Genomic DNA, 17,263 nt, shown 5'->3' with positions numbered 1-17,263 from the left:
GTCTCATGAAGTAAGTCATGTCTTTTTTTCATTTAGTACTACGATCTTTTCTACCTATTTGCGCGGCGATAACAGCCTTGTTTCTAATCATTTTTGACTCATATAATTATTGGACACTCAGTTTAATTATTATACTTGCACTTTTATCCTTTCTTGGCGTTAGAGACCGCTTTCAAAAGAGTAATACACTTTTGAGAAATTACCCTGTAATTGCATGGGTGCGCCATATTTTTTATGATTTGCGTCCATTTTTGCGTCAATACATTGTAGAAGATGATTTAGAAGGGACGCCATATAGTTTTGCTGCGCGTAATCTTATTTATAATCGGGCTCAGGGTAAAAGTGACACACAGCCGCTGGGCACTGAGCGAAATGTCCGTGAAGATGGTTATACATGGGTGTGCCACTCAATGGCACCAAGCGCAGAGCCTGATAAAAAACCACGTGTCACGATTGGTAATGAGCAGTCTAGCCAACCCTATAATGCATCTTTATTAAATATTTCGGCCATGAGCTTCGGTGCTTTATCTGGGCGAGCGATAGAGGCTTTAAATAAGGGCGCTTCAATTGGTGGATTTTATCATGACACCGGTGAAGGAGGGCTTAGCAAATATCATAAAAAACACGGTGGCGATATTGTATGGGAACTCGGCACTGGCTATTTTGGTTGTCGTGATAAACATGATCGTTTTGATCCCAAGCAATTTGCTGACCAAGCGCAAATCGAACAAGTAAAAATGACTGAAATTAAGCTAAGCCAAGGTGCAAAGCCGGGTCATGGTAGCATGTTGCCAGGCTCTAAAGTAACCCAAGAAATAGCCAACGCGCGACAAGTGCCTATTCATCAAGATTGCTTGTCTCCCTCAGGGCATTCTGCATTTTCAACCCCGATTGAGCTTCTGGAATTTGCGCAAAATATGCGTCAGTTATCAGGCAATAAACCCGTAGGTCTGAAGCTCTGTGTTGGCATGCCTCATGAAGTGATGGCATTAGGCAAAGCAATGTTAAGTACAGGGATTTATCCTGATTTTATCGTTGTAGATGGTGCCGAAGGCGGCACCGGGGCAGCTCCTAGTGAACTGTCTGATTGGGTTGGTATGCCTTTAGAAGATGGTCTCGTAATGATGCAAAATATGTTAGTGGGCACAGGGCTCAGAAAACATATTAAGTTAGGTGCCAGCGGTAAAATTTATAATGGTATGGGAATGGCAAAGCACATTGCTTTAGGAGCTGACTAGTGTAATGCGGCGCGTGCATTTATGTTTTCGATTGGTTGCGTTCAGGCGCGGCGTTGTGACAAGGGAACTTGTCCTACAGGCATTGCAACACAAGATCCGCAACGTCAACGCTCCTTAGATATTGATATACAATCTGAACGGGCTGCTCGCTTTCATGCCAAAACTCTCTCAGCACTGGCTGAAATTGTAGGCTCAAGTGGTGTTATTCACCCAAGCGAGCTTAACCCGCATCAAATTATTACCCGTGTTAACGCTGCTCAATCTAAGTCGATTATTGATATTCACCCGCTTTTGCCTGCAAATAGCTTGCTTGACGCACCTAAAGATACAGCCTATGGCGATTGGTGGGAGGCGGCTTCACCGGATACATTCAAACCCATTAAAGACATAACACAAGCGATGGGAAAAACTTTATCAGCACATAATAGAGGGCATTATTAATGAGTATTACAGTTTCCGAAGTAATTGCTGACACGCTAATAAAAGCGGGTGCAAAACGTTGTTATGGTATTGTGGGTGATACAATTAACCACTTTACTAATGCAATCAGTAAAACGTCTCTAGAGTGGATCAATGTTCGACATGAAGAAGTGGGGGCATTCGCTGCTGGCAGTGAAGCATATATGACTAGGCAATTAGCTGTGTGTGCCGGCACCTGTGGTCCTGGAAGCTTGCATTTTGTTAATGGTATTTTTGAAAGCCATCGTAACGGATCGCCAGTTGTACTCATTGCTTCAAATGTAGATAGCTCTGAAGAAGGCATGGGGTTTCCACAGGAATTAGACCAAACTAAGATATACGATCAGTGCTCCGTTTTTTGCCAGCGTATTAATCATCCTAGTCAAGCAAGACGGATCGTTGCCCAAGCGGCCCAAGCTGCGTTAACTCATCAAGGTGTCGTGGTGGTTGTAGTGAATGGCGATATATTTAAAAATAAAATTGAAGATGATATCGCTTGGTCGGTACACCAACCACAGCCGTTAATTCGTCCAAATGACGCAGATTTAAACACCTTGGCGGGTATGATCCATAGTGCAAAGCGGATCACGATTTATGCGGGGATTGGCGCACGTGAATCACATGACCAACTAGTTGCGCTTGCTGATAAAATAAAAGCACCTATTGCACACAGCTCTCGTTCAAAAGAGTTTGTTGAACCTAATAATCCGTTTAATGTAGGTATGACAGGTATACTAGGTAATTTGGCTGGCATGCAAGCAATGGATGACTGTGATCTATTGCTATGTTTAGGCTCTGACTTCGCCTATACCCAGTTTTATCCGAAAAATGCACAAATTGTTCAAGTTGATACACAGGCGAAACATTTAGGAAGACGTACACCTATCGATTTGGGGTTGGTGGGTGATGTAGCCAATACAATTGAGGCATTACTGCCTTTACTTGAACAGCGCTCTGATGATTCTCATCTAAATAATGCACTAGAGCAGTGGCACAAGGACAAAAAAGAGTATGCAGGAAAAGCAAGGCATGAGAGTGAGCTCATTCACCCTCAGTATCTAACGCAATTACTCAGTGATAAAGCCGATAGAAATGCCATATTTACCGCTGATGGTGGGAGTCCGATGGTCTGGTTACTACGCCATTTAGAGGCTACAGGCGAGCGTCGATTCTTAACAAGCCTACTGCATGGAACAATGGCAAATGCGTATCCCCAAGCGCTAGGTATTGCAAATGCATACCCACAGCGTCAAGTGATTGCGATGTGTGGTGATGGTGGTTTAACAATGTTAATGGGGGATTTGCTGACACTAGTACAAGAGCAAATCCCAGTGAAATTATTGGTTTTCAATAACGAATCCCTTGGATTTGTTGAAATGGAACAACGGGTTGAAGGTCTACTAGATAACTATACGAGTCTGCATAACCCAAATTTTGCTTCATTAGCTGAACAAATTGGTCTGCAGGGGTGGCAAGTCGATACTCCAGAGCGACTCCCAGATACGATGCAAGCTTGGTTAGATCATAAAGGACCTGCATTATTAGAAGTTAAAGTTAATCGCATGGAATTAGTAATGCCTCCTAAAATAGAGGCTAACCAAGTTGCTTCTACTGCCTTATTTGGAGTAAAAGCCGTTCTTAATGGTCGCTCAGATGAAGTGATTTCATTAATCCGAGATAACTTTATTAAGTAACAACGCCTTTTAAAATGGGAGGTATTACGATACCTCCGGTTTTTACTCATAGTGCCTCAACGTTTCTCGCTATGTTAATAAAATTATTCCTTCCCTAACAAGCGCTAGGATGCTCTTTGTGTTCAGGTCATTCAATCTAGCCCAGCACCATTAGGTGTCAGGATAAGTAGTTGAAATAGTGAGGGTGAGTTTGTGTAAAGGGCTGATTTGTATGAATTGACTCAACCACGATTCTCGGGGCTCAATAAAAAGCCCCATTTCATAATTTTAGACTGCGGGCTAAATATTATATTTACTTGTTTTGTTTTTCTATTTCTATTATTTGTTTGTCTATTTGATCTGCTTCAAAGGAAAGTTCTGAGTATTTGCGTATATCGCCATTACGTTGGGCATGCATTGCTTGTTCTAGTTTTATAGAAAGCTGCTTATGTAACTTTTTAGTTGGGTCTTTCTTAAAGAATGAAAACATATATTACTCGTTTAATAACTGGTGCAGATTGATACGTTTCAATCAATGCATTGGTTTACATTATGTTGAAATAGTAAGCTGGCAAAAGATAATGATTGCTAACATGTAGTTAAGTAGTGAGCTGTGTTGCCTGTAAGCGCTTTAATCTTAAAATGTTTATGTCATACTAGGTGTTTTATGAATATTGGTGCGTATGTCTTTTTATCTGCCATTAATTGGTCTTCATTATAAAAATATTAAAATCACTGAAACAATCACTGCTTTATGGAGTGGCTGTGGTGAAATAGTGCGTTGTCGTTTAGACGGTAAAGCCTGCGTCATTAAAGCGATTAGTGTGCCCGATCACATAAATCATCCGCGAATTTCGCAAACTGAGTTTGCAATTAACCGAAAGCGTCACTCTTATGAAGTCGAATTTTATTGGTATCAGCATTATGCGACGCGATTACCATCTAGAGCAGGTGCTTTAAGGTGTTTTAATGCCATAGAACATGAGCAGCACAAAGTCTTAGTGTTTGCTGATTTTACAGAGTGTGGCTTTGTAAACGCAAAACCAATCCATACACATGTTACAGCCATTATTAAGTGGTTGGCGTATTTTCATGCTTTTCATTTTCAAGTCAAAGCTGATGGCTTATGGCCGCAGGGGAGTTATTGGCATTTAGCCACTCGGCCAGACGAGTATGAAAAAATGGCAGATTGTGCTATCAAGCAACAAGCACACAGCATCGATCAAACTATTCGGGCATGTCAGTATCAAACGCTTATTCATGGTGATGCAAAACTTGCGAACTTCGCTGTTAATAGTTCGACTATGGAAGTTTTAGGATATGACTTTCAATATGTTGGCGCTGGAGTAGGTGTTATTGACGTTATGTACTTTTTGGGTAGTTGTTTAAATGAACAGCAATTACAACAAAGAGCTGATGATTACTTAGCCGATTACTTTAAATATTTTGCCAACGCCATGCACATATTTGATAAAAGCGCATATAGCCATGCTGCTATTAACGAATGGCAAACCTTATGGCCAGTTGTATGGGCTGACTTTTACCGATTTTTAATGGGCTGGAGTCCAGAACACGTAAAAATTAATGCTTATATGCAATATCAAATTACAAAAACAAATTTTGGGGTAACGTAGAATGACGAAACAGATCCGTTGGGGAATGATTGGCTGTGGCGCTGTAACCGAGGTGAAAAGTGGCCCTGCGTATAAAAATACGAAAGGTTTTGTGTTGCAAGGCGTTACTCGACGAGATACCGCACTCGCTGAAGATTACGCAAAACGCCATAACGTGCCTATGGTATTTAAAACGGCCGATGAATTGATCGTAAGTTCTGATATTGATGCCGTGTATATCGCAACGCCTCCAGATAGCCATATGGAGCTTGCGCTAAAAGTTGCTGCTGCGGGCAAACCATGTTGTATTGAAAAACCACTGGCGCCTACATTGGCTCACAGTGAAGTTATTCTTGAAGCTTTCAGCAGTAAAAATGTTCCCTTGTTCGTCGCGTATTATCGACGTTCTTTACCGCGCTTTAATAAAGTAAAAAGCCTGATTGACACGGGCGAAATCGGCCAGGTGCGACATATTAATTGGCACTTAAGTAAAGCCTCCAGCGAGCAAGATAGATCAGGTGTTTACAATTGGCGTACCGATAAAACTATCGCACCAGGAGGTTATTTTGATGATTTAGCCAGCCATGGTCTCGATTTATTTGGTTACTTATTTGGTGATTATGAACAAGTGAAAGGACTGGCGACAAACCAGCAAAACTTATATGGCGCTTTTGATGCAATCACTGCGTGTTGGCAGCATAAAAACGGTATTACCGGCTCAGGAAGTTGGAACTTTGGTGGTTTTTCTCGTTTTGATGTTGTTACTTTATACGGTGAAAAGGGCGAGATCAGCTTTAGCGTATTTGATGAGCAAGCAATTACGGTTATTAACGAAAGTGGTCAGCAACAACTGAGCATTGAAAACCCGCCTCATGTTCAACAATATCATGTGCAAAATATGGCCTCGTCATTATTTGAAAATATTACACATCCGTCAACAGGTCATTCGGCCGCACATACTAGTTGGGTGATGGAGCAAATTTTAAACAACTAAATCAGCGTGCAGGTATTGCTACGTTAAAAGCATCTTGTAATGCGTGTAATATCAGCGCCTGCTCCGGCGGTGCAAATATTTGTGTGTGACTACTAATGATTATTTTCTGGATTTCAGGCGTTTGTAATGCTTGATCAAATAATGCAATCACTTGCTTTCCTTGTTCTGACTGCGAGCATGCAATATAGCCAAACACTGTTTGATTCGTGTCGTCTAGGCTGAGATAGCGGATATTTTCTGTGCTTGGATCTGTACCGTGACGAGAAGTAAACACCGATCTGTATTCAATAACGGCATCGAACTTATTTTGAAATAGCATTTGACTAAGGCGATAAGCACCTGTTGTGCCGCCTAAGCTCATAAATGATTTAGGATGCTTGGTAATATAATTATCTATTTCGTGACCATATGAACGCCCTGAAGCAATGCCGATGGTGAGATTATATTTATTTACCGCATCATTTAAACTAATATTTTCAGGCAGTTCTGGATGATTATACACCACTAAGCGGTTGGCCGGAAAAGCCATAATTGGGGAGGTACTAAATAATGCATTTTCAAGGCGATCAGGTGTTTTGACTTTATTGTACAAACACACATCTTTCATTGCATGCAATTGTTGCCACTCCCTTAATCTACTCGCTGTGATAAAGTTTAACGCGATTGCACCATTGAGCTGCTTTTCAATATCGAGCAAAAATTGAGTGGCTATGTTAAATGGATCATCATTTTCCTGTGATGCAAAGTCGGTCATCATTTGCACCTTTAATGGTTTTTTAGCCATCGCTAATGAAGGCATTATTGCTAAAATACCAATCAAGAGCCCAATAACAAACTTTGACATAAAACCTATGTGAGCAAATTATTCATAGCTATTATTATAGTGTAGTTGCGTTGAAAATGACAATTATCGGATTAAATGAGATAAAGCGCTGTATTAGGAACATAAAATAATTTTTTTATTGCACTGATCATGCTTTTTTAAAGTCTGATGGAATTTTTTAAGCTAAAATAAGCGCAATTTATTTTTCTTTTAGGCGCTATTATGACTATTCATGTAATTAACCACCCACTTGTTCAACATAAACTTGGCCTTATGCGAGAATATGGCATTAGTACTAAGAGTTTCCGTGAGCTTTCGTCTGAAGTGGGTACATTATTAACCTATGAAGCGACTAAAAACCTGCCACTGGAAAAAGTAACAATTACCAGTTGGGATGGTAATCAATTAGATGTTGAACACATCAAAGGTAAAAAAATTACTGTTGTGCCAATTTTACGTGCTGGCCTTGGCATGATGGATGGTGTTATGCAGTTACTGCCTGCTGCAAAAGTCAGTGTTGTGGGCCTGCAACGTAATGAAGAAACATTAGAACCAATTCCTTACTTTGAAAAGTTAGTAGGCAAAATTGATGAGCGCTTGAGCCTCGTTATTGATCCAATGCTCGCAACTGGGGGCTCGATGATTGCGACTATCGATATGCTGAAAAAAGCGGGTTGTAAAGAAATTAAAGTGATTGTATTGGTTGCCGCACCTGAAGGGGTTGAAAAAACCCTTGCAGCTCATCCTGATGTAGAGATTTTTACCGCATCATTAGACAGCCACTTAAATGAGAAAGGCTATATAATTCCTGGTCTTGGTGATGCTGGCGATAAAATTTTTGGTACTGTCTAACAGTGGATAACTCTACCTTTTCAATCAAAACAATTTTAACTGGGGCGCAAATGTTATTTGTCGCCTTTGGTGCCTTGGTGTTAGTTCCTTTATTAACGGGGCTTGATCCAAATGTGGCACTTTTTACGGCTGGTATTGGTACCTTGCTGTTCCATTTGGTAACTAAAGGTCAGGTGCCGATATTTTTAGCTTCATCATTTGCGTTTATCGCCCCTATTATTGCCTGCGTGCAGCTATGGGGTGTGCCTGCCACAATGGGGGGCTTAATGGCTGCAGGCGGGGCTTATATGTTGTTAAGTCTATTAGTGAAATTAAAAGGTGTAGCTACCCTGCATAAAATATTACCACCAGTTGTGGTCGGTCCGGTGATCATGGTAATTGGTTTAGCACTGGCACCTGTTGCAGTTAATATGGCAATGGGTAAAAGCGGCGATGGTTCAATTCAGTTGATTGCGTACGAGCAAGCCATTTGGGTGGCGGCATTTTCGTTGTTAGTGACGCTAATTTTCGCGGTATGGGGCAAAGGTGTATTTAAGCTGATCCCTATCTTAGCTGGAGTCATCGCAGGTTACAGTTTATCGCTATATTTAGGGATCGTGCAATTTGATGCTGTTACTAATGCACCGTGGTTTGCAATGCCAGCTTTTACTTGGCCTGAGTTTAAATGGCAAGCGGTGTTATTTATGGTGCCGGTGGCAATAGCCCCCGCTATTGAACATATTGGCGATATGATGGCGATTAGCCAAGTCACCAATAAAGACTATTTGAAAAAACCGGGCTTACATCGCACCTTGTTTGGTGATGGATTAGCTACTACTGCAGCGTCTATATTCGGCGGGCCACCTAATACCACCTATTCAGAGGTCACCGGTGCAGTGATGCTTACGCGTAACTTTAATCCTAAAGTGATGATGTGGACTGCCATTATCGCCATTATTTTAGCGTTTGTGGCTAAAATGGGCGCTGGTTTGCAAACCATACCAGTACCTGTGATGGGGGGGATCATGATTTTGCTGTTTGGCTCAATTGCTGTGGTGGGTTTAAATTCGTTAGTGAAAAGTGGAGAAGACTTAACGGCTCCACGTAACCTCAGTATTGTGGCACTCATTTTAGTGTGTGGCATTGGTGGTATGCATATCGGTGGCAACGAATTTAGCTTACAAGGCGTGAGCCTATGCGCTATTTTAGGCATAGTGCTTAATTTAGTGTTACCAAAGGCTGATAAGCCAACGTAATATTTTGCACATTCAGCTAATGATTTGCACCAAAATAGCGCATTTAATATGCGCTATTTTTTTAACTAACTAAAAAATATAAAGTTATAAAACTGGTCTAGTAACTGCATTTACCTCATTAACAGTGTCATACTGATCAGGAGCGTTTAATGCAAGAGACAAATATTGTGGATATCCCCCCATTTTTAGCAAAACATCAGCTGCCACTCAAATATCAGTATTTGAGTGAACAGTATTTCGTCCCACTCGCTGAAGATATTCTCCACAGCAAACCAACTGATGGTCCAATGCTGGTGGCAATCAATGGTTGCCAAGGCTCAGGTAAAACGACATTAGCAGATTTTTTAGTTACTTGGATCAACTGTAATACAGCGTTTAATAGTATTGCGATGTCGATTGATGATTTTTATCACAGCCACGCGCATCGTCAACAATTAAGTAAAGATGTACATCCGTTATTTGCAACGCGTGGTGTGCCAGGTACCCATGATACAGCACTTATGCAGCAGACTTTTACCGCGTTACTTGCAGGTGAAGTAGGGGTGCCTTTGCCACAGTTTGATAAACAAACCGATGATCCAGTTACGCAAGCGTTATGGCCTACTAATAAACAGCCTGTTGATATCATTTTTTTTGAAGGTTGGTGTGTTGGTAGCATAGCGCAACAACCTTATCAATTACATCAATCAGTTAATCAATTAGAACAATACGAGGATCCTGAAGGTATTTGGCGACGCTGTGTAAACAGTTGTTTAGCGAATGAATACCAAGATATTTTTGCAATGATTGATTATACCGTGATGCTAAAAGCACCGTCATTTGCCGATGTATATGGGTGGCGATTAGAGCAAGAGCAAAAATTACTGTCGCATAAAGGACGAGGCCAAGGAACGTTCGATGAGCAACAATTAGTGCGATTTATTTCTCATTTTGAACGTATTACGCGAGAAAATTTAACTCAGTTACCAGAGCAGGCCGATGCATTACTGAGCCTAGATAAAGTACGTGATATTAGTGCCATGAAGCTTCGCGCTGATGATGTTGCAATGCCACTTATTTTCACTGATTTAGACGGTACGTTACTTGATCATAACGATTACCAATGTACTGAGATTGCTCCGTTTTTAAGCCAATTGAGTCGCGCAGGTATCGCTGTAGTTTTTAATACCAGCAAAACGTTTGCAGAGGTAATCGCACTGCAAAAATCACTTGGGTTAAACCAGCCGTTTATTATTGAAAATGGCGGGGCTGTATATATCCCAAAAAATTATTTTTCATTAAAACCAATTGGCTGCGAAGAGCTGGATGAACACTGGCGTTATGCGCTTTCGCCAACCAATAAGCAGTTGTACAGTGAATTACTTGAATACGGTAGCGAGTTTAGTGCTTATTACCGTTTGTTCAGTCAATTATCAGCGCAAGAAGTCAGTCAGATAACAGACTTGAGCCTAGCACAAAGCGAACTTGCCCGTATTCGTGAATATTCAGATCCGCTTTTTTGGCAAGGCACAGAGCAACAGCTACTTGACTTTTTAGAAGCAATAAAACCGCTTGGTTATGAAGTGTTAATAGGCGGGCGTTTTATTCATTTAAATCGCAGTACCAATAAAGGTAAAGCGCAAAACTGGTTAGTAGAGCAATTTAAAAAACATTGTCGTCATGCTTTCACTACTATTGCACTGGGTGATAGCCAAAATGATATGGCGATGTTGGATGCCGCAGATATCGCGATTTTAATTAATAATCCTGCCAGTAAAGCCAAGGCAAAATTATCCCACAAACCATGGCGTGTTAGTGAACACCCAGCCCCACAAGGTTGGCTCGATGAAGTAGCAGATCTAAGTGTTATCAAAGCGCAATTAGCGTCTAATCAGGAGCAATCACATGGCTGATTTTTACCAAAATGGCATCATAACAACATTACATAATATTGCCGACCGTCCGCTGGCTGATCTAGAAGCTGAACTCGTTAGCTTTTCAAAACAACGGCCAATGGGCTTGATTTTACCCTCCTTGTACAGTGAACTTGAGGGCTCTGCATTACAAAATATTGTGCAAGAATTGAAACATGTTCCTTATTTGTCGCAAATTACGATTGGCTTAGACAGGGCCGATGAGAGTCAGTATCGTCATGCATTACAATTTTTTGCAGAGCTTGACCAACATCACCGCGTGCTTTGGAACGAAGGGCCACGTTTGCAAGCACTCGATAAAGAGTTGCAAGCGTTAGGCGTCGCGCCGCGTGAACTCGGCAAAGGCCGTAATGTGTGGTACTGCATGGGTTATAAATTGGCAACGGCAAAAGTTGAGTCAATAGCACTGCATGATTGTGATATTTTAACTTATGACCGTAGTTTATTAGCGCGATTAATTTATCCAGTTGCTCACCCGCGCTTTAACTATGAATTTTGTAAAGGCTTTTACCCTCGTACTGCTGATGGCAAGATCAATGGCCGTGTATCGCGTTTACTCGTTACTCCTTTATTGCGTTCATTTAAAACCATTTTAGGCAGCACTGACTACCTTGAATATATGGATTCATTTCGTTATCCGCTGGCGGGGGAATTTTCGTTTCGCCGTGATGTGCTCAACGATATTCGTATTCCTAGCGATTGGGGCTTAGAGATTGGCGTACTGTCTGAAATGTACCGTAACTACTCACACAATCGCTTGTGCCAAGTAGATATTGCAGATAACTATGATCATAAACACCAAGCGCTGTCACTGGATAATCAAGCGGCTGGCTTATCAAAAATGTCGATAGATATCACCAAAGCGCTGTTTCGTAAGTTAGCCACGCAAGGAGTGACATTTACCACGGAAACCATTCGGTCACTTAAAGCAACTTATTATCGTATCGCACTGGATTTTATTGAAACTTATCATAACGATGCCATGATGAACGGCTTAAAACTCGATATTCATCAAGAAGAAAAAGCAGTAGAAATGTTTGCGCAAAACATTATGAACGCAGGTGAGCATTTTTTACAGTATCCAATGGAAGCGCCATTTGTGCCAAGCTGGAACCGAGTTGCTTCAGCAATGCCAGATGTGTTTGCGCGTTTAGAAGAAGCAGTAGAGCTTGATAATAAAGAGTTTTCATAATAATACTTAAGCAGAGAAGTAATTACAGATAAATAATTAAAAATTAGTATAAACAACGGGGTAGGGTAATGAGTAAAGCGTTATTTGAACAACGGGTTGAACAGCACCTGACGAGTATATATGAGGGTGTTGACTTATGTATGAGTATTGATGCGCTTGCAAGCATGTTGATCACTACCATGTTAAGAGACGACCCGGTTCGAGACCCTACGCCGCATAAAAACCGCTGGGATCAGCAAGATGTAATTTTGATTGCTTATGGCGATTCAATTATGCGTTATCGCGATGCAGATCAAGCAGTTGCGGTACCGAGTGAACCACCGTTACATACCCTTCATCGGTTTATGAAAAACCAGTGTGCGGGAACGATTAACGCGTTGCATATATTACCTTTTTATCCTTATAGCTCTGATGAGGGCTTTTCGGTAATGAACTATGTACAAGTGAATGAATCTCTTGGTAGTTGGGATGATATTCAAGGAATAGCTCAAGATGTAAAGCTAATGGCTGATTTAGTGATCAACCACTGCTCTAGTCGCAGTCGTTGGTTTGAAAACTTTATTCAGGGCAAAGAGCCGGGGTTAAGCTACTTTAAAACAGCTAGCTTAAATGACGATCTATCTGACGTTGTGCGACCAAGAACATCACCGCTACTTAATACAGTGCAAACGGCACTAGGGGAGCGCCATGTTTGGTGCACATTTAGCCCAGATCAAGTTGACTTAGATTTTGCTAATCCATTAGTGCTTAATGAATTTGTAGGTATTATTCGCCATTACTTGGATAATGGTATAAAGATATTTCGCCTTGATGCTGTGGCTTTTTTATGGAAAGAACTTAATACTTCTTGCATTAATTTACCGCAAACACATGAAGTGATCAGATTACTGCGAACGCTAATAGAGCATGTGGAGCCAAGTGCAGTTATAATCACTGAAACAAACATTCCTAATCGTGAAAATTTATCTTACTTTGGTAATGCCAATGAGGCACATTGTATTTATAACTTTTCATTGCCGCCTTTGTTATTACATACCTTGCTCAGTGGTGACAGTAAAGCGCTCAAACATTGGATGATGAGCATGCCGCCAGCGCAAAATGGTACTGCCTACTTTAATTTTATAGCTTCTCACGATGGAATTGGCTTACGTCCTGTCGAAGGGTTGCTTGACGAGGATGAACTAGGGCAAATGGTCAATACGGTTAGTCGCTTTGGCGCAAAGGTGTCAATGCGCACAGCGAATAATGGCACCAGCTCACCCTATGAACTTAATATTGCGTTATTTGATGCCTTACAAGGCACTCATAAAGGCGTGGATAAGTGGGGCTTACAACGTTTTACCTGTGCTCATGCTATTATGTTTGCCCTCGAAGGCATTCCTGGGCTTTATATTCATAGTTTACTTGGTACCACCAATGATTATGAAAGCTTTGAAAATAGCCAGCATAACCGCTGTATTAACCGTCATCGTTGGCAAGAGTCGGCACTACTTGAAAAGCTTGCCGATCAATCAAGTCATCATTATCACGTGTTTACTCAAATCAATAATTTACTGGCTATTCGTAAGCAGCAAGATGCTTTTCACCCTAATGCGACGCAATTTACCTTACATTTAACCGGTGCTTTATTTGGTTTTTGGCGTCAAAGTATAGACCGTAGGCAAAGTGTTTTTTGTGTTTATAACATTAGCGATGAGCCTCAGACTCTGCTATTAGCTGATCTGAACTTAATTGATACTGAGCAGTGGTTTGAACTTATTTCTGCTCAGGCAATAGAGCAGGGGCAACAAAGTATTGAACTTGCGCCTTATCAGCCGCTATGGCTATCGAATCGACAATAGTTAGCTATTTTACTGGAAAACGGCAGAGTTACTGTAAAGGGCTGTAAATCCCCTTTACAGTTTTACTAAATTGAGCAAAATCAATGTCGGCTAAATCAGTTTCATTTATGTGCTTTACAAGAGGTATGGTTTCAGTAGTAAGGTTACTGAATATGGATAAATATGAATGATTTAGGGGAACTCGAGTATTTTCATTATGATGATCAACTATATTAATAAGTGCATAGGCACCTAATAGCACATGACCACCCAATGTTATGTCTAATGCTTCGATACCTTGTGGCACAGAATCCCAATTCATCCCACCAACAACTACCTTATGTGCACTATTGAGCGCTTGTAATGCCCGTTTTGCACCAAATCCTATAGCATCATTTGCGCACCAAATAATATTGATCTCAGGAGCAAACTCCATAAACGCTAACGTTTTTATATAGCTTTCCTGTTCAGACCAATTGGCAACCTCTTTTCCAATAAAGTTAACATCTTCATGTTGCTCAACAAATTCAGTTAGGCCTGCAACACGTTCTACCGATGCAGGCGTTGTATAATCACCCATCAGAGCGAGTATATTAGCAGGTTGAGTTGATGTGGTTGTGTGTTTTATAAGTAACTGTTGTGCAAGAGCTTCCCCTGCAGCATAATTATCCGGTATGAGGCTGCCAATAATATTAACGCCAGCTCGTTTTAATGATATAAATTTTCCGATAGCAGGTCGGCTATATAAAAAATAAATAGGGATATTTCTGGTATTTAATTTTGCTAAGTATTTACTGACAACGCTTTTTTCATCTACCACAACTAAATAGTCAGGCTTGTCTTTAATTGCCTGCCTAATAAGTTCTTTCATTAAGATATGATTACGATTCGCGTATTTTATGTGCAAGTTTATATCTAAGTCATCCGCCGCATTTAGCATAATCTTAGATACTTTGAACCAAAAGTTACCCGTTGTGTTTATTTCATCTGATGAATCTGCAAAACCAGGATTTACAAAGGTAATGTTTAATTTGGCAAAGCTAGAAGGGCTAATTATTAAACACAACAAGAAAATCAGAAATTGTTTTTTTAATCTTCGCATTCGCTCTAAACCCAAAACACATCTCATCAACAAAAACGAATTCTAACACAAAATTAATTTTCACCACACTTAGAGTAAGGTTATATTCATAGCTGCTGGAGTGTATAATGATTTTTCATCTTTTTTGAGTTGTAACTGTTAGGATTATTATGAAAGTATTTCTGTGTCTTGTGGCACTGCTGTTTGTTCCGAGTTTATTTGCTAACGACGATTTAGATCTTGAAGCCAACATGAAGAATATGGGGCTTGCGTTCAAGCATACTGTTGAAGCAACACAACTACAGGAGTTTAATACCGCGATCGATGAATTTATGATATTGGTTAAGCGAAGTAAAACAGCCACTTTTCACAAAGAGGCTGAGCAGTCACTGCAAGGTTTAGATAAAGTGATCGCAAAAGCTGAACTTGCAAAAAAATTAGCGAATGAGCAAGGACTCGAAGCAGCCAAAGGACCGTTAAAAGCCATTGATGGGCTCCGTAAGCAATACCATAAACTGCATGAGCCACCAGGGTTTTGGGAGCTGTTGTTCGGTAAGTAGTGTTAGATTGTATTTAAGTTTAGCCTTAAAGACTGTACGCCTATATCAAGGTGTACAGTCTGTGATAGTTGTTTATTTTCTTCCTTTCTTTTTCATACCTTGCACTGCTTTAAAGCGTGGATTGTCTTTACAGATCACAAAAACGCGTCCTTTGCGTTTGACAATTTGACATCCCGGGCGGTTTTTAGCACTTTTCAATGAACTCAAGACTTTCATGATTATTTGCTCCCTAAGTTTTTAAAGCGGCGATTAAACGCAGCAACTCGACCATCTGTTGCAACAGATTTTTGCTTACCGGTATAAAATGGATGTGAGTCACTTGATACATCAATAGGTACGTAAGGGTATGTCTTGCCATCTAACTCAACGGTTCGATCAGTTTTAATTGTTGAACCAATAATAAAGTAGCTATCGGCGGCCGTGTCATGAAAAGCAACCGTTTGGTAATCAGGGTGAATATTAGGTTTCATAAATAGCCTTTTACTGGAAATTAATGTTATGTGATATTATCACTATAATTTATAGTAAATAAGAATTCTTTGCAAATACTATTTTTGAGTTGTTGGTAAAGTAGCTGATTTGATGTTTATTCACACAAACAAGTTAAAAAATCAGCAGTTGATTTAAAAAAACTAGCTATTGGGAATTAGCCTGTTATAAATAATAAGTAATCAAGAATAGGAGTCAGATTATTATGAGTGGATCAGCCCAGCAACAGCATAGTAGTGAACAAAGTCAGGAAATAGATCAGGGCGTCATGGAGACATTACGTAGTCGTGATCATAGTGTCCTAGCACAACAAATAGACCCATTAAGCTGCACCCATAATGACATTGTTGAATTGCTTGCACAGTATTTGGCATTAAGTGATCAAGACGATGATGAAATTTTTGATGCTTGGTTTGATGGCCTTAGTAAAGCGCAACATACGGTTTTAAAAGTATTTGAAGTATATCGCGGTCAGTTTGAGCATCAAGAGTAACTTTTACATATTGGATAAATTGGTTCAGAGTTAATCTTTATAAGGCAATTTGCATTTCTTGCTATTATAGCTGGTCCAAATGCTGCACAAACTCAGCTTGTTAGTAGGCAAGGTGTAATACCAATCGACTTAAATATTTAACCATTCTAGCGAGCTAAATAAAGCGCTAACTGCGTTATAATTTTTTCAATTAGAACAACTGCATGTCAAAATTTACGCCTTGTTATCACTGTATTTATCTGTCGCTATAAATGGTCAGTAACTTAACACGATTGGTATAAAGTTAAGATAGCTTGAGCTTATTTTAATGCACCTTCGCAGCAGAGCACGACAAAGAACAAAACCAGTACGGTATCACATAGACCATTTCGACAGCGTAACCCTTTGGACAATAAGCGTGATCTAATGGTGGATAATGCGAAAACAATTACAAGCAGCAACAAGTTTTAACGAAAAGAGCAGGGTGTTGTTTGGTGGTTATCTGAGCCATCGAATAAAAGCCAGTGAAAATGACGAATAGCTCTATTTTTGATAGGTAGAAAAGTGCCAGAGGCGGGTTATGTATATAACTCGTCTCTGCCCCAAGATGAGTTAACATAATTGCACTAAAGGGCTGCTTTGAGCTGTGAGTCCAACCAGTCATTGAAAGTGGCTAAATATCGTCGTTAATTGATTAGTAAAACTGCTCTTTGCGCATATATTCATGAAAATGAGCGACGCGCGCATATTGTTTTATTTAACTTTTCTTTAAAGTTTTAGAAAACTTGATGATAGTAATACCTTAGGTTATTTGTTAAAACTATATCATACAGAAAAATGAGCGTGGCG

The 17,263-nt window shown here is 40.3% G+C and carries 15 protein-coding genes and 1 pseudogene; 11 read left to right on the top strand and 5 right to left on the bottom strand.

Features of this window, described 5'->3' with window-relative positions:
* Window positions 1–17: 17 nt before the first annotated feature.
* Window positions 18–1,679 (top strand): annotated as a pseudogene (locus FW757_RS19540) (FMN-binding glutamate synthase family protein).
* Window positions 1,679–3,391, top strand: a complete 1,713-nt coding sequence (locus FW757_RS19535) for a thiamine pyrophosphate-dependent enzyme (protein ID WP_446441587.1) — start codon at window positions 1,679–1,681, stop codon at window positions 3,389–3,391. Before FW757_RS19540 ends, FW757_RS19535 begins: the two are co-directional and overlap by 1 nt.
* Before the next feature lie 292 nt (window positions 3,392–3,683).
* Here FW757_RS19535 and FW757_RS19530 read toward each other — a convergent pair whose 3' ends face one another.
* Window positions 3,684–3,860 carry a DUF6435 family protein gene (locus tag FW757_RS19530; protein ID WP_182718721.1) on the bottom strand — a complete coding sequence of 59 codons (177 nt, stop codon included), beginning with the start codon at window positions 3,858–3,860 and terminating at the stop codon, window positions 3,684–3,686.
* A gap of 193 nt (window positions 3,861–4,053) precedes the next feature.
* Between FW757_RS19530 and FW757_RS19525 the strand changes: the two genes are divergently transcribed.
* Complete coding sequence (locus FW757_RS19525) at window positions 4,054–5,004, top strand: oxidoreductase family protein (RefSeq protein WP_182718722.1); 951 nt, start codon at window positions 4,054–4,056, stop codon at window positions 5,002–5,004.
* A gap of 1 nt (window position 5,005) precedes the next feature.
* A complete protein-coding gene (locus tag FW757_RS19520; protein ID WP_182718723.1) occupies window positions 5,006–5,977 on the top strand; it encodes a Gfo/Idh/MocA family protein in 972 nt (323 codons plus the stop codon).
* Window position 5,978: 1 nt separating this feature from the next.
* Here the strand turns inward: FW757_RS19520 and FW757_RS19515 are convergent, their stop codons facing one another.
* Window positions 5,979–6,821: an ABC transporter substrate-binding protein gene (locus tag FW757_RS19515; protein WP_182718724.1), complete on the bottom strand. Its 843-nt coding sequence runs from the start codon at window positions 6,819–6,821 to the stop codon at window positions 5,979–5,981.
* A gap of 201 nt (window positions 6,822–7,022) precedes the next feature.
* Here FW757_RS19515 and upp point away from each other — a divergent pair, with 201 nt between their 5' ends.
* The 5 genes from upp to FW757_RS19490 all read left to right on the top strand — a co-directional run bounded on the left by upp (window position 7,023) and on the right by FW757_RS19490 (window position 13,833).
* Window positions 7,023–7,652 (top strand): uracil phosphoribosyltransferase, encoded by a 630-nt coding sequence (gene upp, locus FW757_RS19510; protein WP_145236059.1) that lies wholly within the window; start codon window positions 7,023–7,025, stop codon window positions 7,650–7,652.
* Between the two features lie 2 nt (window positions 7,653–7,654).
* On the top strand, window positions 7,655–8,887 hold the full coding sequence (locus FW757_RS19505) for a uracil-xanthine permease family protein (RefSeq protein WP_182718725.1): 1,233 nt from the start codon (window positions 7,655–7,657) through the stop codon (window positions 8,885–8,887).
* Window positions 8,888–9,036: 149 nt separating this feature from the next.
* Entirely contained in the window at window positions 9,037–10,779 is a 1,743-nt protein-coding gene (locus tag FW757_RS19500; protein ID WP_446441586.1) for an HAD-IIB family hydrolase, read from the top strand.
* A complete protein-coding gene (locus FW757_RS19495; protein WP_149980138.1) occupies window positions 10,772–11,992 on the top strand; it encodes a glycosyl transferase in 1,221 nt (406 codons plus the stop codon). Before FW757_RS19500 ends, FW757_RS19495 begins: the two co-directional genes overlap by 8 nt.
* A gap of 68 nt (window positions 11,993–12,060) precedes the next feature.
* Complete coding sequence (locus FW757_RS19490) at window positions 12,061–13,833, top strand: sugar phosphorylase (RefSeq protein ID WP_446441585.1); 1,773 nt, start codon at window positions 12,061–12,063, stop codon at window positions 13,831–13,833.
* A 28-nt stretch (window positions 13,834–13,861) separates the two neighbouring features.
* On the opposite strand, the gene FW757_RS19485 is transcribed toward FW757_RS19490, so the two are convergent.
* Window positions 13,862–14,914 (bottom strand): ABC transporter substrate-binding protein, encoded by a 1,053-nt coding sequence (locus tag FW757_RS19485; protein ID WP_446441584.1) that lies wholly within the window; start codon window positions 14,912–14,914, stop codon window positions 13,862–13,864.
* 149 nt (window positions 14,915–15,063) lie between these two features.
* Here FW757_RS19485 and FW757_RS19480 point away from each other — a divergent pair, with 149 nt between their 5' ends.
* A complete protein-coding gene (locus tag FW757_RS19480) occupies window positions 15,064–15,453 on the top strand; it encodes a cytochrome b562 (RefSeq protein ID WP_182718730.1) in 390 nt (129 codons plus the stop codon).
* Between the two features lie 72 nt (window positions 15,454–15,525).
* Here FW757_RS19480 and ykgO read toward each other — a convergent pair whose 3' ends face one another.
* Window positions 15,526–15,669 (bottom strand): type B 50S ribosomal protein L36, encoded by a 144-nt coding sequence (ykgO, locus tag FW757_RS19475; protein WP_149980141.1) that lies wholly within the window; start codon window positions 15,667–15,669, stop codon window positions 15,526–15,528.
* A gap of 2 nt (window positions 15,670–15,671) precedes the next feature.
* Entirely contained in the window at window positions 15,672–15,923 is a 252-nt protein-coding gene (locus tag FW757_RS19470) for a type B 50S ribosomal protein L31 (RefSeq protein WP_145236032.1), read from the bottom strand.
* Window positions 15,924–16,147: 224 nt separating this feature from the next.
* Between FW757_RS19470 and FW757_RS19465 the strand changes: the two genes are divergently transcribed.
* The gene (locus FW757_RS19465; RefSeq protein ID WP_182740086.1) at window positions 16,148–16,435 is read left to right on the top strand and encodes a hypothetical protein; all 288 of its coding nucleotides are present in this window, start codon (window positions 16,148–16,150) and stop codon (window positions 16,433–16,435) included.
* Window positions 16,436–17,263 lie beyond the last annotated feature (828 nt).

The organism is Pseudoalteromonas sp. 1181_04, assembly GCF_052850545.1.
This window is presented reverse-complemented; position numbering and strand designations above follow the sequence as displayed.